Origin of the sequence: Nostoc cycadae WK-1 (assembly GCF_002897135.1) — a bacterium.
GTDB lineage: Bacteria > Cyanobacteriota > Cyanobacteriia > Cyanobacteriales > Nostocaceae > Nostoc_B.
Genome location: NZ_DF978423.1, coordinates 108,377 through 130,128 on the forward strand (window position 1 = coordinate 108,377; position 21,752 = coordinate 130,128).

The window sequence follows — 21,752 nt, forward strand, 5'->3', positions numbered from 1 at the left end:
GGAGTTCCTCAAATTGATTTCGGAGTTCCCCAAATTGATTTCGGAGTTCCCCAAATTGGTTTCGGAGTTCCCCAAATTGGTTTCGGAGTTCCCCAAATTGGTTTCGGAGTTCCCCAAATTGGTTTCGGAGTCTGTCTTCCCAATTTTTCCCGCTTCTCTTCTCCCTACGCTCTCTTTGGGTATCCACCGTTCTGCTTCTTGAACATAAGGAGTTGCACCGAGTGCTGTTGATGCTAGGGTGCGTGTGGCTTGAATGCGATCGCCCCCTGCTACGCTAACATTTGGCAGGTGTGCTGTGCCTAGTGGAATGGTGACGGTGAAACAGCTACCCACTTCTGGAGTGCTGGTTACATCTAAAGTTCCACCATGCAGTTTAATTAATTCATGTACTAAAGCTAGACCAATTCCCGAACCTTCATGTGTTCTGGCTTTTGCCGCGCACACTTGATAAAACCGTTTCATAATATAGGGCAGTTGTTCTGGCTCAATCCCTACACCTGTATCTTGTACCTGTAGCGTTACATGATGATCATCAGCTAAATGCAGCCTAACGGCAATTTCACCCTCAAAGGTAAACTTAAAGGCATTGGAAAGCAAGTTGAGAACAATTTTCTCCCACATTTGGCGGTCTACATATACAGACTCAGCTAAAGGTGGACAATCGACTACTAGCCGCAGCCCAGCTTGTTCAATGGCGGAACGAAATACACTGGCTAACTCGGTTGTGTACATTGCCAACTCGGTTGGTTCATAAACTGCTTCCATCCGTCCGGCTTCAATACGGGAGAAGTCAAGTAGGGTATTAACTAGCTTCAGCAGTCTCAGCGTGTTGCGATGTACAAGTTTCATAAGAAATTGCAAGCACAGCATAAATTTCCCCATTTTCAGCCCGAAGTGGCGTTAAGCGTGAAATATAACTGTGATCGTGGGCATTGTGTTCGTGTTCAAACCCCTCACCTGCCAGAGCTTGACGGTACCTTGGCTCGTAATACGTGGCTAATTCAGAGGGTAGTACCTCGAAAATTGTGCGTCCAACGAAATCTTCTCTTTGGAATCCGGCGATCGCTAATGCTTCGCCTTCGGCAACTAGATAGCGCAAATTTTGGTCAACGACAAACACCGCTCCACCAGGCAGATTCGAGATCAAAGCGCGCAAACTTTCTTCTGTTAGTTTGCATTCCACAATTTGGGCTGTCTTAGCCGCATTCGCCGCCTGTAATTTTTGCGTTTGGCGCTCCTTCAAGAGGGCAGCAGTAGTAAAGTCTGCCAAAAGAGTCATTACCCGTACATCTTGGGAATCAAAATGCCGAGAAATATCGTGCGACATCACCCAGATTGTGCCAATGGTATGATTATCGGCAATTAGAGGTAACACTAACGCTTCTACAATGGGCGTGTTGCCTGCCTGTAAAGAAGTAAAATACCGTTCAGGATGGGACAAAAGTTGAGGACTACCGCAATCAACACAGACACCACAGAAGCTCAAGCTACGCTTTGTAGTGCCATTTCCGTACTGTACTAATGCTCCTGCTAACAAATGAGTGTGAAAAACTTCTTCCCCATTGGCAGTTTCTAGTAAATTAATGCCTGCGCTTCCAGCACTGCATAAATCGAGTGCCATATCAACTATGCTTTGGAGCAGAGTAGGTGAGTTAGCTGCCATCTGCCTTGCTACCGATTCCACTGCCTTGTTCAGTGAGGGCCAGTCAGGGTTACGGGGAGCGCGTTTGAATAACTCCTCGGTAATCAAAACGTCCTTGAGTGTAAACTTTTGTGGCTCTTGTCCTGGCATGACACTGCTTGCTCTACCCTTGCAAGGTATTTTTGAATTCGGCACCAGTTATCAAAGGCAATTTAACTCTAAATGTTGCGCTTTTTTCAACTTTGCCACTGGTTGCTTCAATTGTACCCTTGTATAATTCTCCAAGTTGATGCACTTACGACCTTTGCCGCTACTGTTCACTGTAGACAACAGCGATCGCTATTCCACGAACGCCATAAAGCCCAAAACATTTTTTCTCCCAATCAGTTCCGCACATCTGAATTTAGGACAATCTTCTGTAGACAGATAGTTGGCTAGATAAATTGAGGCGATCGCGCCAACTTACGAAATTCTCCGCTGAAACAAACAGTCCTGGATCAGTATAAATCCAGCAAAAATACGCCAAACAGTATATAAGCAATGTCCATTCATGGAGCTATGGCAGATTAATTCTCTGTCACAACAACAACAATCTGTCACCGATGACAGATAATGTGTCACTGTCCATGAGAACTCTGAAACCTTTAATTTATAGCTTTTTTACACTTAGTGCGGATGAAAGGACTTGAACCTTCACTCCTCTCGGAACTAGAACCTAAATCTAGCGCGTCTGCCAATTCCGCCACATCCGCATCAGTCAACTACCCTAGCATAGCATATTCTTCCAGGAATATAAACACTAAAAGGATGAAGTTTAAATAATTAATTATGTACACTTCACCCTCATACATTTCCAAGACTACTAGATAACTCCCACACGCGGTAGGCGATGCTTAAACCCACACAAAATTTCCCAAGAAATCGTATTTAATTGTGCAGCCCAATCATCAGCAGTGATTTGTTCTTTTCCTTGGTCGCCTAATAAAGTCACAATTTCCCCTTCTTGAATCTCAGGAATCATACTGATATCGATCATCAATTGATCCATTGTAATTGCGCCAATTTGAGGTACTCGCTGACCGCGCAACAATACCTGCATCTTATTAGAAAGGTTGCGTGGGATACCATCAGCGTAGCCAATAGCCACAACAGCAATACGCATTTCTCTGTCAGCTACAAATTGATGTCCATAGCTAACACCAGTACCAGCGGCGATAGTTTTGACTTGAGTGATTCGCGCTTTTACCTGTAACACAGGTTTTAAGTGAATTTTTTGTTTTAAATGGGGTGCAGGAGCAAGACCGTAAACGCCTAAACCCACTCTTACCATATCGTAGTGCAGTTGGGAATCTGCGAGAGTGGCGGCTGTGTTTGCTAAGTGCAAGCTCGGAATTTTGATGCCGATTTTTTGAATTTGGGCGATCGCAGTTTTAAATCTGCTATGCTGTTCTGCCATAATTGCTGGATCAGGACTATCAGCAGTGGCTAAGTGGGAATAAACACTCGCAATTGTCAAATGCGGTAAGCGTTCGACTAACTGCACAAACTCGGCCGCTTCTTGCCAATTCGTCCCTAATCGCGACATTCCCGTATCCAATTTAATATGTACAGGTACAGGGGAACCGTAGTTAATTGCTTCTAAAATATTGGAAAAAATTAAAGCTTGTTTGGGACTGCATAATGTTGGCTGGAGTTTCCAATGAGCGATCGCATGAATTTGCTCTGGTGTTTGGGTTGCGCCTAAAATCAATATTGGCGCTTGTATTCCCGCTTCCCGTAATTGAATCCCCTCTGGAACAGTGGCGACTCCTAACCAACTCGCTCCCGATTGTAATGCTGTTTGCGCGACTGTGACTGCTCCGTGTCCATAAGCATCAGCTTTGACTACCGCCATCAACTGAGTACGTGGTGATAACAACTGCTTTAGTTGCTGTACATTGTGCGACAACGCATCTAAATCAATTTCTACCCAAGCACGCTGGGAAAACCACGCATAAGTGTCGCACTGTTGATGAGATGTAACACTAGTCACTTGATCACGACTTAGCATATTTCTGTTCTCCTATCACACCACCAATAAACTTTCACAATTATGTATTCATTTTTAGATATTCATACTCATTTAAGCTACTTCCGTGTTGATTGAAAACTTTTTCTGAAAAGGAATTGAGTATTGAAAAATACTTTCAACTACAGTTAATAAAAATTTACAAGTATTTCTTTTTACCTCAGATTTAGCGCCAAATTAAGGTATCCCTGGCTTTATCTCATTGTAATTGTGCAGTGAGAACTAACTATTAAGACGTTTAGTCAAAAATTTCTGATTGAATACAACAATTATTCAATTATTCCGGAAGTATAATTTATTCTCATCTCCCAAGGATAAGAGAATCGTGTTAATATATGTAAAACTAATACCTTGAGCTTTAATCAATGGGTAAGGTTTTAGTCTTAAACGCCTCTTACGAACCGCTCAATATTACTAGCTGGCGACGCGCTGCGGTTTTGTTAATCAAAGGCAAGGCAGAACGAGTCGAACACAATGGCAGGTTACTTTACGCGGGTTTCCCGTTGCCAACGGTGATTCGCTTACGCCATTATGTGCGTGTTCCCTATAAAGAGATGCCTTTGACTCGTCGAAACCTTCTGCACCGCGACGGACACACTTGTCAATATTGTGGCTATACAGGGGACGAATTGACTTTAGATCATGTCATACCGCGATCGCGTGGTGGCGGCGATAGCTGGGAAAACATAGTTACGGCTTGTGTCCGTTGCAATGTGAAAAAAGGCAATCGCACACCTCAAGAAGCACACATGCTCCTACGTCATTTACCCCGTCAACCTTACAGTAGCCTCTATTTTGAGGTTAGTAAGCATCTTAAAAGTGGACTGCATCAAGAGTGGCAAAAATATGTAATAGGTCTTTGACACAAACAATTACAGCCTAACTTGACATAGCCACAAAAACCTCTTGTCAGGGTAATGGTTTTGTCTGAGTAGGAGCAATTATAGGTTAGGTGCTAACATACTACTGGTGTTGCATTCTAATAAAGAATTGCAGTTGCGTCTGGGGATAGCCCAACAGTAGCTGTTAGAGTAGTGTGCTGGCATCTGCCTAAATAATTCAACAGTTTCCTATTATATATCCATAAACTTAAAAAATCTAGACTTGCTCACAAAATTCTCTCTAACTCAGAGAATGGTCTAGCGACAATAAAAATTAAAGTTTGACCATAAACCCGAAACATTGATTTTCTGCCGCTATATGTAATTGGGTAGAAGTTGAGAAAATTTTGCCTAGTTATCTTGACAAAAAATACACCAAGATACGTATCCCCAGGTTTCTATATTTTTGCGAAGATCAAGATGTGTGGCTAAATCAGTAAAACCCTGGTTGTAACTTTCTCAATCAATAAGGCCTCACACTTAACAAAGATGTTTTCTATGCAACTAAATTCTTCCTTGAAGCAGTCAGAGAGTTTTTCATTGACCACAGAGCCGAGTCCAGAGGATGCTGAGGTAGACCAAGAAGTCGTTGAACTACCACTGAATCGGCCATCCTTGCCAGCCTCTACAAGCGATGGAGTGAGTGTTTATCTCGGTCAACGTAACAATTCCTTAACTTTTCAAAAAGCCGAGGAACTGCAAAAGACCCTATTAGCCCATAGACATGAGCGCCAGCTAATCATTTTGCAAGATTTTCCTGACCCTGATGCGCTTTCATGTGCTTGGGCTTACCAGCTAATCGCTCAACAATACGACATTAAATGTGAAATTGTTTACGCTGGGACTTTGAGCCATCAAGAGAATATCGCCTTAGTCAAGCTGACAAATTTACCAGCCCAGCGTTGGACACCACAAAATGTTAAATCCAAAGATTTGTCTTGTTATCAAGGCTTTGTATTAATTGACAATCAAGGAACCACCAGTCAGTTATTAACCCCAGTACAACAGGCTGGAATGCCCTTAATAGCAGTGGTTGACCATCACAGCTTACAGACAGAACTCAAATCAGAGTTTGTCGATGTCCGTCCTTATGTACGAGCAACAGCAACGATTTTTACCCAGTATCTACAATCTGGGTTACTGGCTTTAGACAGCAGCATTAGCCACCACGTTAAATGTGCCACAGCCTTGATGCACGGCTTGCGATCGGATACAAATCGACTGATGCAAGCGCAAGAAGAAGATTTTATGGCGGCTGCTTACCTGAGTCGATTTTATGACGCTCAATTATTGAACGCGATTCTTCAAGCGAACCGTTCAAAGCGGGTGATGGATGTAATTGAGCGATCGCTCAAAAATCGTATAGTACAGAATAACTTTTCAATCGCTGGTGTTGGTTATCTGCGCTACGACGACCGCGATGCTATTCCCCAAGCAGCTGATTTCTTAGTCACAGAAGAAAATGTTCACACCGCAGTAGTTTACGGTATTGTTCACGATGAAGACGACGAACTAGAAGTAGTTATCGGTTCTCTCAGAACCACCAAACTCACCCTCGACCCCGATGAATTCATCAAAGAAGCCTTTGGTCAAGACAGCACCGGACGCTTTTTTGGCGGTGGTAGAACCAGCGCTGGTGGTTTTGAAATTCCAATGGGTTTTCTCTCAGGTAGTAACGAAAATCCTGCTTATGCCAAGATGAAATGGGAAGTTTTTGACGCTCAGATTAAGCAGAAATTACTGAGGTTAGTTAATCCTAAAGATAACCCGATTCAGTCAGAGTAAATCTGGCGATTGAAGGCAAAGGATAAAGTTTAACTGAATTTAAATTGGCAGCCAGAAATTTATTTCTTGGCTGTTTATTTACTATATCAATCTAAATTTGTGAATTATAAAAATCTACCTAAGAATTCTTATATGAACGTGAGAAAACAAGAATTTTAAATCTCACGCATAGACGCGGTAGCGGCTTCCCGTAGGTTAGGCGCAAAGAGTTGTGGAATTACGATTTCCTCAAGATGAAATGTGCCGTCCTAAACAAGATTTTTTGAAAGAGAGATTCGAGTAGTGTGAGTGGTGTATGTAGTGCGATCGCTCATCGCTGTCCGTTCTGGCAAGATAGCTAATGAGATGCACTGGTAGTATTCGAGAATAATTAGGATATCTTAAATAACATCAGGCGTAAATCCTAACTCAGCACTCAGGGCTATTATTGTGGAATTGTATCTGATTCGACATGGCATCGCGCAAGAAAAGCAAGCTGGTATCAAAGATGAAGAGCGCGAACTTACCAAAGAAGGAAGGCAAAAAACCGAGAAAGTTGCCCAGCGTCTCCTTCACCTGAATTTTAAATTTGATTTGATTGTCACTAGTCCTTTAGTCCGCGCCCATCAAACAGCAGAAATTCTCATCGCCACCGGACTCAGTTCGCAGTTAGAAGAATCTACTCATCTTGCGCCTGGAGGTCATCTTTCTAGTTGGTTGGTTTACTGGTTAGAATCCAAAAATTATTCTTCAAATACCCGCCTGGCCTTGGTAGGCCATGAGCCTGATTTGAGTAGTTGGGCAGAAATTCTACTTTGGGGAGAAATCAAAGGCTGTTTAGTCCTGAAAAAAGCAGGTATGATCGGAGTAAAACTACCAGAAGCAGACTCTGTTGTGGGTCGTAGTCAAATGTTCTGGTTGACACCCCCCAAATACTTGCTATAACAGTTTTTCAATTCTTCTCGAAGAATTGTTGTGAGAACGACTACTGTTATGGCAAAAATAATTTCTGGTAAGTTAGCGTGATCGAATATTTCACAAAGTAAATGGTGTTGCCATGATGGTGTGTGAATACAAGCCTGGTTTAGAAGGCATTCCCGCAGCTCAATCGAGTATCAGTTACGTAGATGGGCAGAAGGGAATACTAGAATATCGTGGCATTCGGATTGAGGAATTAGCAGCCAAAAGTACCTTTCTCGAAACTGCTTATCTCCTCATCTGGGGTGAATTGCCAAGTAAAGAAGAACTCCAAGCATTTGAGGAAGAAGTTCGCTTCCACAGGCGGATTAAATACCGCATTCGGGACATGATGAAATGCTTCCCGGAAAGTGGTCATCCAATGGATGCTTTGCAAGCCTCGGCGGCAGCTTTAGGCTTATTTTATTCTCTGCGAGATTTACATAACCCCGCCTACATTCGGGATTCAGTTGTGCGCTTGATAGCAACTATCCCCACAATGGTGGCAGCATTCCAGTTGATGCGTAAGGGTAATGACCCCGTAAAGCCGCGTGATGATCTAGATTATTCCGCCAATTTTCTCTACATGCTCAACGAGAAAGAACCGGATGCTTTGGCGGCAAAAATCTTTGACATCTGCTTAATTCTGCACGTTGAGCATACAATGAATGCTTCGACTTTTAGTGCTAGAGTAACAGCCTCTACCTTAACTGACCCTTATGCTGTAGTTGCTAGTGCTGTGGGAACCTTGGGTGGCCCGCTGCACGGAGGAGCCAACGAAGAAGTAATTCAGATGTTGGAAGAAATCGGCTCGGTAGAAAACGTTCGTCCCTATGTTGAAGAGCGCCTGCAAAACAAACAAAAATTGATGGGCTTTGGGCATCGCGTCTACAAAGTTAAAGACCCACGCGCCATCATTTTACAAGACCTTGCAGAGCAATTATTTGACAAGTTTGGCGGGGATAAATACTACGACATTGCCCAAGAAATGGAACGGGTAGTTGAGGAAAAACTTGGTCATAAAGGGATTTATCCTAATGTTGACTTTTACTCTGGTTTGGTGTACAGAAAGATGGGTATTCCCACAGACTTGTTTACACCAATATTTGCGATCGCCCGTGTGGCTGGTTGGTTAGCTCACTGGAAAGAACAACTAGCAGAAAACCGGATTTTCCGTCCCACCCAAGTCTACAACGGTAAACACGAAGCTCCTTATACACCGCTTGAACAACGTTAACTGGCAGCTTAACCATTAAAATAGCACCTACCTGCAACTAAAAATATCAGCATCAACCCCCAATTCAGGGAATCAGAAATCCTATAAGCAGCAAATAACCGTTGCCAGCATGGAAGCGGCAGTTTTTTGATGCTTGCTTGTGCTGGGGGCTAGAAGTCAAAAGCTAAAAGGCAAAAGTAAAAATATCAAAATTTTTTGCCTTTTAACTTTTTACTTTTGACTTTTTCATCCCCCATAGCGAATCTCAATCCTACCTATAAGCAGAAGTTCTTGTATAGCTACAGGGACTGAAAACCATGCAACGATATACTAGGCATGGGAATATAGCAACAAATCTTCAATCAGGAGTCATCTCAGAAAGGCTGAAGGCTGAAGGCTAAAGATTGAAGTATAAAATACTTCATACTTCATACTTCACACTTCACACTTCACACTTCAACTGACTTAAAGAGCGGAAACATGAACTCAGGAATTGACCTTCAAGGAACGTTTATTAAATCCGTGATGGATTTAGGACTACCAGCAGGCACGGCCAAAGCACTTTGGATGCCGCTGCCAATGATCCTGATGCTGATTGGGGCAACAGTAGGTGTATTGGTGTGTGTATGGCTGGAACGGAAGATTTCAGCAGCAGCACAACAGCGGATCGGCCCTGAATTTATTGGGGCTTTTGGCTTACTGGCTCCGGTCGCAGATGGTTTAAAGCTGGTGTTTAAAGAGGACATTGTACCAGGTAAAGCTGACCCTTGGTTGTTTACTCTTGGCCCAATCATTGTTGTATTGCCAGTATTTCTGTCTTATTTAATTGTGCCTTTTGGACAGAATCTTGTCATTACAGACGTGAGTATGGGGGTCTTTTTGTGGATTGCCTTGTCCAGCATTCAGCCAATAGGCTTGTTAATGGCTGGCTACGCATCCAATAACAAATACTCTCTCCTAGGAGGGTTACGGGCAGCAGCGCAGTCAATTAGCTATGAAATTCCCCTGGCTCTGAGTGTACTGGCGATCGCTATGATGTCTAACAGCCTCAGTACCATTGATATCGTCAATCAGCAATCTGGTTACGGCATTCTTGGTTGGAATATCTGGCGACAACCAGTCGGCTTTCTCATCTTTTGGATTGCCGCTTTAGCAGAATGCGAACGCTTACCCTTCGACTTACCCGAAGCGGAAGAAGAACTAGTAGCAGGTTATCAAACTGAGTACTCAGGCATGAAATTTGCTCTGTTCTATCTCAGTTCTTACGTTAACTTAGTGCTTTCTGCCTTATTGGTATCAGTTTTATATTTAGGCGGTTGGGATTTTCCTATTCCTCTAAACACCATCGCTAGTTTACTAGGCATTAGTGAAGCTAATCCCGTATTACAAGTAGTCACAGCGGGTTTGGGAATTACAATGACCGTAATCAAAGCCTACTTACTAGTGTTTATCGCCATCCTGTTGCGCTGGACAGTACCACGGGTACGCATTGACCAACTCTTAGATTTGGGATGGAAGTTTTTGTTACCAGTGGGTTTGGTTAATCTCTTATTAACCGCCGCCCTGAAATTAGCTTTTCCCGTCGCCTTTGGTGGATAGTCCAATTTTAGATTTACGATTTTAGATTTTCGATTGAATCTAAAATCTAAAATCCAAAATCCAAAATCCAAAATTGAAAGAGAGAGTGAAACACAATGCTAAAGTTCCTGAAGCAAGTTGTTGATTACGGCAAAGAAGCAATACAAGCTGGTCGTTACATCGGTGAAGGGCTATCCGTCACCTTCGACCACATGCGTCGGCGACCAATTACCGTACAGTACCCTTACGAAAAACTGATTCCTGGAGAACGGTTTCGCGGTAGGATTCACTATGAATTTGATAAATGTATCGCCTGCGAAGTGTGTGTGCGTGTATGTCCCATTAACTTACCTGTAGTTGATTGGGAATTTGACAAAGGTAGCAAAAAGAAAAAGCTCAAACACTACAGTATCGACTTTGGGGTTTGTATCTTCTGTGGTAACTGTGTGGAATACTGCCCCACCAACTGTCTATCCATGACAGAAGAATACGAACTTTCCACCTACGATCGCCATGACTTGAACTATGACAGCGTGGCTCTAGGTCGTCTACCTTACAAAGTCACTGATGACCCAATGGTGACACCACTACGCGAACTCGTTTATCTCCCCAAAGGTGTACTTGAACCCCACGATTTACCAGCAGATGCACCTCGTGCTGGCGCACGTCCTGAAGACCTTGTAGAAAAATAAATGTCATAAGTCATTTGTTCTTTGTCCTTTACTAATGACCAATGACTAATGACTAATGACTAATAACCATTGACCGAGGACAAAAAAAGTGAATCTAGCGGAAGGTGTACAGATTGTTTCTTTTGGCATATTAGCTGTAATGATGATTGGTGCAGCACTGAGCGTAGTCCTGTCTTCCAGCATTGTTTATTCTGCTTTTATGCTGGGAGGCGTATTTATCAGCATAGCGGGAATGTATTTGCTACTGAATGCTGACTTTGTAGCCGCAGCCCAAGTGCTGATTTATGTTGGGGCGGTCAACGTATTAATTTTGTTTGCCATTATGTTGGTCAACAAGCGCCAAGATTTTGCACCATTTCCTAGTGCTGGAGTGCGAAAAGTACTCACAGGTTTAGTCAGCATTGGGCTGTTTGGACTGTTGAGCGCAATGGTTTTGGCAACACCTTGGGCATACTCAACTACTCCTGTGGCTGGCGAAAGTTCAATAATTCTCATTGGTGAGCATTTCTTCACCGACTTTCTATTACCTTTTGAACTAGCTTCTATTTTGTTGCTGATGGCAATGGTAGGAGCAATTATTTTGGCACGTCGTGAGTATCTGCCAGATCAAGTGACACCTTCCACTATTCTGACTTTGCCAGAACGCCCCAGAGAATTGGTGTCAGCAGGTCGAGAAACCCAAGACTAGAAAGTAAAAAGTAAAAAGTGAAAAGTAAAAAGATATGGGTGAGACTGCGATAAACTCTTGCGAATAAACCATTTTCTTTTTCTTAATTTTGCCTTTTAACTTTTTACTTTTACCTTTTACCTTTTGCCTTGTCCAGCATATTAGAGAAGGAATACTAGGATTCATGCAACTTCAGTACTTTTTATTACTAGCTGCCGCTTTGTTTTGTATCGGCATTTATGGTTTAATTACCAGTCGTAATGCTGTGCGGGTACTGATGTCAATTGAGTTACTGCTAAATGCTGTTAATTTGAATTTAATGGCATTTTCCAACTTTCTTGACTCAACATTAATTAAAGGCCAAGTGTTTACCGTATTTGTCATTACTGTGGCTGCTGCCGAAGCGGCGGTAGGTTTGGCGATCGTTTTGGCCATTTATCGCAACCGCGATACCGTCGATATGGAGCAGTTTAATCTCCTGAAGTGGTAATTTTGCGTGCAACTCAAGCAGGTAATCATTGCTTATAAGGCGCGAGATTCTCAAAGTAAACGCTGGGCAGAAATTTGTGCCAAGCAACTAGAAAATCGCGATTGCCATGTATTAATGGGGCCTAGTGGGCCAAAAGATAACCCTTACCCGGTGTTTTTGGCATCTTCTGGTCAACCAATTGATATGGCTTTGGTACTCGGTGGTGATGGTACTGTTTTAACCAGTGCCAGACATTTAGCCCCAGCTGGTATCCCCATTCTCGGTGTGAATGTGGGTGGTCATCTGGGCTTTTTAACCGAGTCTGTAGATGAATTTCAAGATACGGAAAAGGTTTGGGATCGGTTGTTTGAAGATCGCTATGCTATCCAACGGCGGATGATGCTGCAAGCCGCAGTGTATGAAGGTCATCGCACAAACTTAGAACCAGTAACTGAACGCTACCTTTCATTAAATGAATTTTGTGTCAAACCCGCTTCTGCCGATCGCATGATCACCTCTATTCTAGAAATGGAAATTGATGGTGAAGTAGTTGATCAATATGTGGGGGACGGGTTGATTATTTCTACTCCTACAGGTTCCACTGGTTACACAGTTTCGGCAAGTGGCCCCATCATGCACGATGGTATGGAAGCCGTCACCATTACTCCCATTTGTCCCATGAGCCTTTCTAGCCGTCCTTTGGTTTTACCGCCTGGAGTGGTGGTGAGTATTTGGCCTTTGGGCGATTATGATTTGAGTACCAAATTGTGGATGGATGGGGTGTTATCTACTTCAATTTGGCCGGGACATCGCGTTGATGTGCGGATGGCTGACTGTCGAGCTAAGTTTATTGTTTTACGCGAAAACAATTCCTATTATCAAACACTGCGCGAGAAGTTACTCTGGGCAGGTACAAGGGTTCGCTACAGTAACAATCATCGTAATTGATTGACACTCCCAAGTAGTCTGGGTGTAACTCTCCGTAATGGATAATAGATGTTTTCTTCTACCTCAGTTATTTTTGTAACTTACAGCCCCTGAAAAAATTCGGGGGTTTTTTGTCCTTATGACGCTAATTCCATACCAGCACAATTGAAACGAGTCTTACAAGTCCTCTAATTCTTGTAAAATCGACTCAACAGTTACCTTAAGTTCGGGTAAACTTGCTCAATCACGCCCCAAACTCGGTTTAAGTTTACTTTTAAATAATCATGAATCAATACATCTCTAAAACCAGCTATTTGCTGCCAAGGTACATCTGAATAAGCTGCTCTGATTTCAGGAGATAACCGCTTGGTAGCTTCCCCAATAATTTCAAAATTTCTAATCACCGCATCTTGAATTATCGTGGTTTGTAAAAATGTCTCTTTACCGTCCTGGGTATAAGATTCGATGCGCTGGATACATTCTAAAACGTTGCTTAAGTAAAGCCTGTCATCTCTCATAACACCACAGCTTCCCGCAATACTTTATCTCTAATCAACTCATGTAGAGTTTCAGGCTCTGCCACATCCACTTTACGCCCTAACAATTCTTCCAAGGATTGTATCAAAGCAATTTGGTCTAACAAAGTTCTTTGCGGTTCAATTTCTAGCAAAAAATCTACATCACTATCAGATCTGGCCTCCCCCCTAGCAACGGAACCAAATACCCGCACATTATACGCCCCGTACTTAGCCGCAATTTGCAAAATTTCTTCTCGGTAAGCTTGAAGAATTTCATCAATACCCATCGTCTAACCGCAAATGATTGTAATAACTTCCTTTTGAAATTAGTATGACAAATAAACGCTTGTATCACATTGGTTTTGGGCAAGAGGATTTAGGCACATCGCCTCCCACGATTGCTTTATTATCGGGCGATCGCGATCGCGCCCGTCTCATTGCCCAAAATTATTTACAAGATGTGCGTTTGTTGTCGGAAAATCGCGGACTTGATAGTTATCTCGGATACTTACCCAATAATCGCCCCATCTTATCTGCAACTAGTGGGATGGGTGCGCCTTCTTTAAGTATTGTGGTGAATGAATTAGTGCAGGTGGGAATCCGGCAAATTATTCGCATCGGGACTTGTGGCTCAATTCAACCTCACATACCAGTTGGCAGTATTGTCATTAGTAGTGCCGCTTTATGTCGACAAGGTGCAGCTAATGACATTGCACCTGTGGAGTATCCGGCCGCAGCTGATCCATTTTTGACGGTGGCTTTAGTCAAGGCTGCACAAGAATTAGGGTTTGAGCATTATTTAGGAATTACCGCTTCTGTTGATACTTTTTATGAAGGACAGGAACGTACTAATTCAGCAAACCCGGATTTAAGGCGATCGCTCCGTGGTATCACGGAAGAATATCGGCGGTTGAATATTTTGAACTATGAAATGGAATGTGGCACACTGTTCAAAATGGCAGGAGTGTATAAGTTTGCGGCGGCGGCTGTTTGCGGTGTAGTGGCGCAACGTACTGTGGATGAAAAGGTAGTTTTAGAACAGAAAGAGGTTGCTGTGAAAAATGCGATCACCACCGCTATCCATGCAGTAATGAATTATTTTCCCTCGCTTTAAATCTGACCTCAGTAGTTTCATTGAGTCTTTACTTAATCTTTAAACTAGCGTTTCCTTAATCTAGATAATATAGATTTATCAGGTGCAAATTTCGCGTTTTACAGATGGATAAATCCTGAAAAATAACTTGTTTGTCAGAAAAATATTTAGAAATAAGTGGAATCAAGGAAACAATTAAATTAATATTAATTTTTTCATGAAAAATTTATTTTTCGTATTTATAGAAAATCGGAGAATGACATCCAATGAACTGTGCATTGCAGCGGGGAATTACTCATATTAACTTAGCGTTGATTGCAGTAATGCCAGCGCTGATATTTTCAGCATTCGCACACCGAGCAATAGCTGAAGATACGAGCGCGTGTTTTATGGTGACTTCTTCCGGGATGACTGTAGAGTTAACAAAGCTTTGCAACGAGACAAATAGAGCTAAGACCACTTCCGAAGGCAGAGTTTTTCGCGTACCGATTAAACGCCACTTTGGGAGAACTCCAGTAATTGATGTCACCTTTAATAACCAAAAAACCTTTGAGATGGTTGTCGATACAGGTGCGAATGGAACTTTGATTACTCAAGCAATGGCGAATTCATTGCAAATCAAGCCTACAGGTACGCTCAATGCTCAAACGGCCGATGGTAACCAAGTACAATTTCCTACAGGTAAAATAAAGTCTATGGCTGCGGGTGGCATTGTCGCCAATAATGTAGAAGTAGCGATCGCATCTAAAGCGGGTATTGGCTTACTTGGTCACGATTTCTTCGGCAATTATGACATTAAAATTTTACAAACAGCCGTAGAATTTCATACGCGTTAAACATTAGGTAAGGAGGCGTACTTCGACTGCGCTCAGTAAGCTTGTAGAATTAGAGATTATTTAACAAGTTGAGTAATCAGCTTCACTAACTCAGTTGGCTCAATCGGCTTGGATGAGTGCAGTTGAAAACCAGCTAATAGAGCTTGTTGCTTGTTTAATTCTCCCGCATAAGCTGTGAGAGCGATCGCCGGAACTTGCCCGCCTTTTTCTGGCGGCAGACTTCTAATTTGCCGTATGAGCATATAACCATCAACATCAGGCATTCCAATATCAAAGACGAGGACATCTGGTTGTAATTGGGTAAAAGCCGAGAGTGCTTCCTCCGCCGATGGGACGGCGATGACTTCTGCGCCACATTCTTTGAGCATAAAAGCCACCACTTCCCGCGAATCTACTTCATCATCTACAACTAAGATGCGAATACCTGTTAACTCTTGGTAAATATCAGACTGTTCAGTACTTTGAGATAGCTGAGTCTGACTTTGAATTAAGGGTATCCTCACAGTAAAGATAGCTCCTTGCCCTTCCCCTGGACTGGCTGCCCAAACTGCACCACCATGTAACTCTACCAGATGTTTGACAATTGCCAGTCCTAATCCCAAACCACCAAATCTTCTAGTAGTTTGACTATCGGCTTGGCGGAAATAATCAAATACAAATGGTAAAAACTCTGGGCTAATTCCTTGTCCTGTATCAATGACTTGAATTTGCGCTTGTCTGCCAACTTCCTCTAAGCGGACTTCTACACGACCACCAGAAGAGGTAAACTTCACAGCATTAGACAGCAAATTCCACACTACTTGTTGCAAACGTACAGGATCTCCCAAAACAGCACCAACATCTGGTGCTAAGGTAGTTTGAATTTCAATTGCTTTAGCTTGGGCTGCTAACTGTACAGTTTCCAACGCTGCCGAAATAACCGATTGCAAATTTACAGAGGCAATATTGAGGCTGAGTTTACCCCGGAGAATTTGGGATATATCTAATAAGTCTTCTATCAATTGTGCTTGTAACTTAGCATTGCGCTCAATAGTTGCCAAAGCTTCCGATATTTTGGCTTCGCTTAATTTGTGGGTGGTGAGTAACTTAGACCAACCTAAAATCGGATTCAGAGGCGATCGCAACTCATGAGATAAAATAGCGAGAAATTCATCTTTGATGCGGTTCGCCGCTTCGGCTGTTTGGCGTGCTGTCTGTTCTCGTTGCAAAAGTTGTTCTCGCTCTTGTTCTGCTTGCTTACGTTCTGTTAAGTCAACGACAAAGGTAAAACCATCAGTTTGAGAACCTTCTCGAAAAGCACAACCGATGAGAATAGGAACACGATAACCTGCTTTGTGAATGTAATACTTTTCTACAGGAGTTGAAATCCCACACTGTTTCAATTCTTCAATAATCCGTAAATCTTGCTCGTTGTATTCAGACTCGGAGATATCTGTCCAACGCAAACCTCTTGTTTTCATGTCTGCGCGTGTGTAACCTACTAGCTGTAAATAAGCATCATTAGCGGCTGTAATATTGCCATCACTATCCCAAAAACAAATCCCAATGACATTTGATTCAAATATCCATCTGAATCTGGCTTCACTTTCCTGGAGTGCTTTTTCGGCATATTTGCGCTCAGTAATGTCTTCAATAATGCCATCAATAATTGTTGTATCGCCGTTATTCGTAAAAGTTTGACTAATCCGTACCCAAATTTCCCTACCATCAAGGCGATGCAAGAGTAATTCACGCTCCCGCATTCCTGCATCTGTTCGTAGTTGTTGCCAAAGTCGAGCATCATCTTCTGATGCAAAATAAGACTCCCAGGTTTGATTTAGGGGAATTTCTGTTAAAGAATCTAGACCCAACAGTTGTAAAAATGCAGCGTTAGTATCTAGGACAATACCATCGGCAGTAATGCGGTAAACTCCCACTTTCAGTTGATTGAGTAAAGTTTGAAACCGCGTTTCTAACCCTGTGATTTGATTTTGTGTTGTGGCTTGCTTGAGTGCCAAACGCACCGCCACAGGTAAACGCATATAATGACTAGGAGACTTGATTACATAATCATCTAAACCAGATTTCATCGCCTCCACGGCAATTTCTTGTGAGCCACTGTTAGTAAACATCACCACAGGGATTTCGGGATAGCGGCTTTTAATATTGCGAAGTACTTCTATACCGTTACTCCAGCGCAATTCGTAGTCAGTAATTACTAAGTCAAATTCTCCCGCTGACAATGCTTGCTCAAGCTCTTGCGGACGAGCAATTTGCTGGATTTTCAAGTCAACAAACTCTCGCTCTAAGGCATGAATTGCCAGCAAGCGATCATGGGGATTATCATCAATTAGGAGAATGCGTAACATCGAACTTAATAATTAATTTATTTAAGAAGTACCAAGTTCTGGTTTTTGGTTAAAAACCATCCAATGTTGGTTAATAATCCTGACAATTTCCACTAAATCATCAAAAGCCACAGGTTTAACCATGTAAGCATTTGCACCTAAATCATACAGACGATTCACATCTGTATATTCTTGAGAAGCAGTCAAAACGACAACTGGCAAACGTTTGAGAACTGGTTGTTGCCTTAACCACATCAAAACTTCAGCGCCAGAACGACGCGGCAGTTTTAAATCAAGCATAATTAAGGCAGGTAATGGATAAAGCTGGCGATCGCTATAAGCAGCTTCTCCCGCAAGGTAAAGTACAGCTGCATCGCCATTGTTAACTACTTGTAGTGGGTTAGTAATGCCAGCTTTGCGAAATGCTCTTTGCACCAGCAAAATATCATGGGGATTGTCTTCTACTAATAAGATTGTTTCCCCTATAGATAAAGTATTCATGGGGATGTTGTCACTTTTGACAAATTAAACCTAAAGTCATTTATCTGTATTAATTTAAACTTTACTGTTAGTTGATTTCTCATATAACTCCTTTTTAACTTCATCAACTGATGTGTGTGTTGATAGAACATCCAAAAACTACCTAATTATTATCCTGAGCAATTTTTGAGTTTTTGTCTTCTACCGCAGGGGTTATCGAAGTTACATCAAAAAAATCCTCTACTGAGATAGTCATTAACTATCTTTGGTGTGTTGGCGGTCAAATAATTTTGGATTTTAGATTGACTCCACAGGTAGATCTGGGAGCTTGTCAGCTTTCGGTAGAGCAATCCAGAAGCGACTACCTGTACCTAGTTGGGATTGAACTCCACACAAGCCACTCATGCGTTCTAAGGCTTTCCGCACGATCGCCAATCCAATACCTGTACCGGGATAGATTTCTACACCGTGGAGTCGTTCAAACACCCGAAAAATTCGCTCTTGATGTTCTGGTGCAATCCCAATGCCATGATCAACAACAGACAACTTGATCCAAGTAATATTTTCCTGAATATATTCCTCAAAGCAGATATGCACGATAGGTAAATCATCAGGTTTGACAAACTTGATGGCGTTGTTCAATAAATTGGTTAGGACTTGCACAAGGGTAGAGCGATGTGCCATGACCTGTGGTAAAGCATGGTCAATAATAATTTGAGCTTGGTGTTCCTTGATTTGCGCGTCTAATTGTTTCAGCGCTTCTCTAACTACAGTATTTAAGTCCACAGGTTGAATGGGAATTTGGATACGACCTAGACGACTGTAACTGAGCAAGTCAGTAATTAAGGTATCCATTTGCAGCGCTCCCTCAGCAATATAGTTGAGATAGCTTTGACCAAAAGAATCTAGTTGGTTGCTGTAATCTTCTAGTAAAGCTTGAGCAAAACCTTGCATAGTCCGTAGAGGAGCGCGTAAATCGTGAGAAACGGAGTAGTTAAAAGCTTCTAAATCCTGATTAACTTCTTGGAGTTGGGCAGTACGTTGTGATACTCGCTGCTCTAATTCTGTGGCATAATTTTGGAGTTGTTGGCGGAGTTGAGATTGTTGAATGGCGATCGCTAATTGTGCGGAAACTTCACTGGCAATTTCGACAATTTCACTACTAAAGGTTGTTGCGTCAGCTTTAGCTAAAATGATTTCACCAATCACACTATCTTCCACCTGCATGGGGATAATTAAGCAACTATTTAATCCAGTAGCTAGTAATTTTTTGACAATTGGCGGATGCTGGTTCTCTACTGAAAAAATGTGGGTAGTCTGAAGAACTTCCACAGGCGTAAAATCGGTAATTGGCCAGATACTACCTTCAACTAGCTGTAATTCACCATCACCATTAGCTGCAAGCACCGCGGCTGTATTGTCCTCAAAATTAAACAAAATAGAAAATGCTTGTTGGCAATTTATCAGTTGACGCAACCTTGACAAACCATCCCTAATAATTGTCGCATCAGGTTGAGCCGATAAAATGGCGCGGTCAATTTGATGCAAATCAGCCAAGCGTTGAGCCGAAAGTTGAGCATTTTTAGTTTGCTCAATCGCAGTTTTCATGGCCTGTTCATAAGTTTGCGATACCTTGAAAATTTGTTGTCGGATGTAATAAGCAAGAATTAGCCCAATTAACAATGCCAAAATAATGCTAGTTGCCCTGACTTGTTGCGCGGTATGACGCGCAGTCCGGCTGCGTTTGTTACGTAATTGTTCTTCTGTAGTAATAAAAGCCGCGATTTGCTGGCGCATTGCATCCATCTGCTGCTTACGCACCTCAAAAGCTGTTAAAGGTTCAACATTTCCTTGCTGACGACGTTTCACTGCTTGCGAGATGAGACGATTCCATTCTTGATAATTCACCTCTAATTGCTGCACACGTTGAACTTGGGGAGGATTATCTGCAACTAAATGTTTTAATTCTAGAAAAGCAGCGCCAGTGATTGGCTTGGCTTCTTGATAAGGTTCGAGAAATTCTGGCTTTCCTGTGAGGATATAACCGCGAGAGCCTGTCTGCTCATCTAATAGTAGTTTATGGGTGCGGTAAGCCTGAGCAATGACCTGATCTGTATGATCTACCCATTCCAATGCTGAAAGTAGGCGGTTGACTTGCCACAGGGAAACCCCAGAAAATGACAATAACAGAACGCTGGGAAAAGCGATCGCACTTGTTAGCCGACGGCGGAAAATAGACTTAGCAATTTGCAGCAGCATAACACTATGCTAATAGCTCTGTCTGAAAATTAGCATAGTGTGGGCGTAGGTGCGATCTACCTAAAAGTGTTACTTCCCTAGTCTCAATTTTCCAAATAAGTATCCAAACTAGGAACATCAACCCAACTGCTTGTTTGATGGGATTGATGAGATAAATCCATCAACAATTGCGAATAAACACCTTCTCGCAAGGATGGAACTATGGACTGCTGTTGGTCAATTCCTTGCAACCATTGGTCTACTACCCTAATGAATGCAGAAATGCGGCCATCAGTGAAGTTTTGGGTAAACATTAACTGCTGTGGGATTTCAATTTCTGCTAAAGGTTGTCCTACTTGAGAACCCCAAACGCGAAAACCGTGGATGTAGTCTTTTTGATTTTCGCTGCCTAATACTAAAGTACCGCGATCGCCATACACTTCAACCCAATGGGTTCTCGGTGCATGAACCACCGCACTAATATTCAGTTGACAAGGTGTTCCATCAGCTAATTCTAGGGATAACAAACAGTTATCATCCGTCTCCACTGGTTTGAGTTGACCATTGCTAGGGTCAATCCGATTGGGGATAGCTGTACTTAAATAAGCGCTTAATCGGCGGACTGACCCAAATAACCAATAAATATAATCAAAGGCGTGGGAACCCAACGAACCTAATGCACCACCACCTTTTTCTTGAGAAGAATACCAATTCCAAGGGCGGGAAGTATCAGCGCGAGAAGAACCAAACCAATCAATTTTAATTAAGCGTTTGTTGCCGACATAACCTGATGTTAATAATTCTGCAAATAATTGCCATCCTGGGACAAAGCGAAATTCAAAATCAACAACCGCCGTTACCTTATTTACTGTTGCTAAATTATATAACTCCTTGGCTTCGTCTGCATTTAAAGTTGTCGGTTTTTCTAATAATAAATGTTTGCCTGCTTGTAGCACAGTTTTTGCCATTTCATAGTGTAGAAATGGTGGTGTTGATATACTAACTGCTTGTACTTTTGGGAGTTTGACAATATCTGCAACACTATTACAAGCATGAGGAATATTATGAGCATTGGCAATGGCTTGAGCTTGATGAATATCCCGATGATAAACAGCAACCACCTCAGTTCTGGGATGGGCATTAAACCCAGGAATATGCACTTTTTGACCAAATCCAGTACCGACTACAGCCACACCAATTACATTCTGATTCATGGTTAATTCTGCCCAGCGAAATTAAATTTAACAATAGATCTATTATCTACTAAATTTCCATCTGGCTATAGTCCTGACTGCTGGAATTTGGCTGAAATTAATTCCAAAACTGAGAGCTATTAGTAAAATAATAATAATGTAAATAACTATATATAGAGGCAGAGATGTTTGAAAAATAAATGATT

At 42.3% G+C, this 21,752-nt stretch carries 20 protein-coding genes and 1 tRNA gene; 11 read left to right on the forward strand and 10 right to left on the reverse strand.

Annotation, left to right across the window (positions count from 1 at the left end):
- From NCWK1_RS04820 to alr, 4 genes are all read right to left on the reverse strand, one after another.
- A partial coding sequence (locus tag NCWK1_RS04820; protein WP_245894843.1) for a sensor histidine kinase occupies window positions 1–825 on the reverse strand: 825 nt, incomplete at its 3' end.
- Window positions 803–1,792, reverse strand: a complete 990-nt coding sequence (locus NCWK1_RS04825; RefSeq protein WP_103123923.1) for a PAS domain-containing protein — start codon at window positions 1,790–1,792, stop codon at window positions 803–805. The genes NCWK1_RS04820 and NCWK1_RS04825, both read right to left, overlap by 23 nt.
- A gap of 520 nt (window positions 1,793–2,312) precedes the next feature.
- Window positions 2,313–2,394: transfer RNA gene (locus NCWK1_RS04835), tRNA-Leu, on the reverse strand.
- A 110-nt stretch (window positions 2,395–2,504) separates the two neighbouring features.
- The gene (gene alr / locus NCWK1_RS04840; RefSeq protein WP_103123924.1) at window positions 2,505–3,692 is read right to left on the reverse strand and encodes an alanine racemase; all 1,188 of its coding nucleotides are present in this window, start codon (window positions 3,690–3,692) and stop codon (window positions 2,505–2,507) included.
- Between the two features lie 383 nt (window positions 3,693–4,075).
- Here alr and NCWK1_RS04845 point away from each other — a divergent pair, with 383 nt between their 5' ends.
- From NCWK1_RS04845 to NCWK1_RS04885, 9 genes are all read left to right on the forward strand, one after another.
- Window positions 4,076–4,573, forward strand: coding sequence for an HNH endonuclease (locus NCWK1_RS04845; protein WP_015115127.1), 498 nt, complete (start codon window positions 4,076–4,078; stop codon window positions 4,571–4,573).
- A 516-nt stretch (window positions 4,574–5,089) separates the two neighbouring features.
- Entirely contained in the window at window positions 5,090–6,376 is a 1,287-nt protein-coding gene (locus NCWK1_RS04850) for a DHH family phosphoesterase (RefSeq protein WP_103123925.1), read from the forward strand.
- A 429-nt stretch (window positions 6,377–6,805) separates the two neighbouring features.
- Window positions 6,806–7,300 carry a phosphohistidine phosphatase SixA gene (gene sixA, locus NCWK1_RS04855; RefSeq protein WP_103123926.1) on the forward strand — a complete coding sequence of 165 codons (495 nt, stop codon included), beginning with the start codon at window positions 6,806–6,808 and terminating at the stop codon, window positions 7,298–7,300.
- Between the two features lie 112 nt (window positions 7,301–7,412).
- Window positions 7,413–8,549: a citrate synthase gene (locus NCWK1_RS04860; protein ID WP_096580764.1), complete on the forward strand. Its 1,137-nt coding sequence runs from the start codon at window positions 7,413–7,415 to the stop codon at window positions 8,547–8,549.
- 459 nt (window positions 8,550–9,008) lie between these two features.
- Window positions 9,009–10,127 (forward strand): NADH-quinone oxidoreductase subunit NuoH, encoded by a 1,119-nt coding sequence (gene nuoH / locus NCWK1_RS04865; RefSeq protein ID WP_096580766.1) that lies wholly within the window; start codon window positions 9,009–9,011, stop codon window positions 10,125–10,127.
- Between the two features lie 95 nt (window positions 10,128–10,222).
- A complete protein-coding gene (gene ndhI / locus NCWK1_RS04870; RefSeq protein WP_096580768.1) occupies window positions 10,223–10,798 on the forward strand; it encodes an NAD(P)H-quinone oxidoreductase subunit I in 576 nt (191 codons plus the stop codon).
- Between the two features lie 88 nt (window positions 10,799–10,886).
- Window positions 10,887–11,486, forward strand: a complete 600-nt coding sequence (locus NCWK1_RS04875) for an NADH-quinone oxidoreductase subunit J (protein ID WP_096580770.1) — start codon at window positions 10,887–10,889, stop codon at window positions 11,484–11,486.
- Between the two features lie 163 nt (window positions 11,487–11,649).
- The gene (nuoK, locus tag NCWK1_RS04880; RefSeq protein WP_006199065.1) at window positions 11,650–11,955 is read left to right on the forward strand and encodes an NADH-quinone oxidoreductase subunit NuoK; all 306 of its coding nucleotides are present in this window, start codon (window positions 11,650–11,652) and stop codon (window positions 11,953–11,955) included.
- A 6-nt stretch (window positions 11,956–11,961) separates the two neighbouring features.
- Window positions 11,962–12,882, forward strand: coding sequence for an NAD(+) kinase (locus NCWK1_RS04885; protein WP_096580773.1), 921 nt, complete (start codon window positions 11,962–11,964; stop codon window positions 12,880–12,882).
- A 194-nt stretch (window positions 12,883–13,076) separates the two neighbouring features.
- On the opposite strand, the gene NCWK1_RS04890 is transcribed toward NCWK1_RS04885, so the two are convergent.
- Window positions 13,077–13,379, reverse strand: a complete 303-nt coding sequence (locus NCWK1_RS04890) for a HepT-like ribonuclease domain-containing protein (RefSeq protein ID WP_245894822.1) — start codon at window positions 13,377–13,379, stop codon at window positions 13,077–13,079.
- Window positions 13,376–13,666 carry a nucleotidyltransferase family protein gene (locus tag NCWK1_RS04895; protein WP_103123927.1) on the reverse strand — a complete coding sequence of 97 codons (291 nt, stop codon included), beginning with the start codon at window positions 13,664–13,666 and terminating at the stop codon, window positions 13,376–13,378. Before NCWK1_RS04895 ends, NCWK1_RS04890 begins: the two co-directional genes overlap by 4 nt.
- Window positions 13,667–13,710: 44 nt before the next feature.
- Between NCWK1_RS04895 and NCWK1_RS04900 the strand changes: the two genes are divergently transcribed.
- Together NCWK1_RS04900 and NCWK1_RS04905 are read left to right on the forward strand one after the other, a co-directional pair.
- Window positions 13,711–14,493, forward strand: a complete 783-nt coding sequence (locus tag NCWK1_RS04900) for a nucleoside phosphorylase (protein ID WP_103123928.1) — start codon at window positions 13,711–13,713, stop codon at window positions 14,491–14,493.
- A gap of 245 nt (window positions 14,494–14,738) precedes the next feature.
- Window positions 14,739–15,308 (forward strand): retropepsin-like aspartic protease family protein, encoded by a 570-nt coding sequence (locus NCWK1_RS04905; protein ID WP_103123929.1) that lies wholly within the window; start codon window positions 14,739–14,741, stop codon window positions 15,306–15,308.
- Window positions 15,309–15,364: 56 nt separating this feature from the next.
- Here the strand turns inward: NCWK1_RS04905 and NCWK1_RS04910 are convergent, their stop codons facing one another.
- The 4 genes from NCWK1_RS04910 to NCWK1_RS04925 form a co-directional block, all read right to left on the reverse strand.
- A complete protein-coding gene (locus tag NCWK1_RS04910) occupies window positions 15,365–17,656 on the reverse strand; it encodes a hybrid sensor histidine kinase/response regulator (RefSeq protein WP_103123930.1) in 2,292 nt (763 codons plus the stop codon).
- A 21-nt stretch (window positions 17,657–17,677) separates the two neighbouring features.
- Window positions 17,678–18,136, reverse strand: a complete 459-nt coding sequence (locus NCWK1_RS04915) for a response regulator (RefSeq protein WP_096580783.1) — start codon at window positions 18,134–18,136, stop codon at window positions 17,678–17,680.
- A gap of 276 nt (window positions 18,137–18,412) precedes the next feature.
- A complete protein-coding gene (locus tag NCWK1_RS04920) occupies window positions 18,413–20,374 on the reverse strand; it encodes a CHASE3 domain-containing protein (protein WP_103123931.1) in 1,962 nt (653 codons plus the stop codon).
- 83 nt (window positions 20,375–20,457) lie between these two features.
- Window positions 20,458–21,567 (reverse strand): Gfo/Idh/MocA family protein, encoded by a 1,110-nt coding sequence (locus NCWK1_RS04925; protein ID WP_103123932.1) that lies wholly within the window; start codon window positions 21,565–21,567, stop codon window positions 20,458–20,460.
- Window positions 21,568–21,752: the final 185 nt, after the last annotated feature.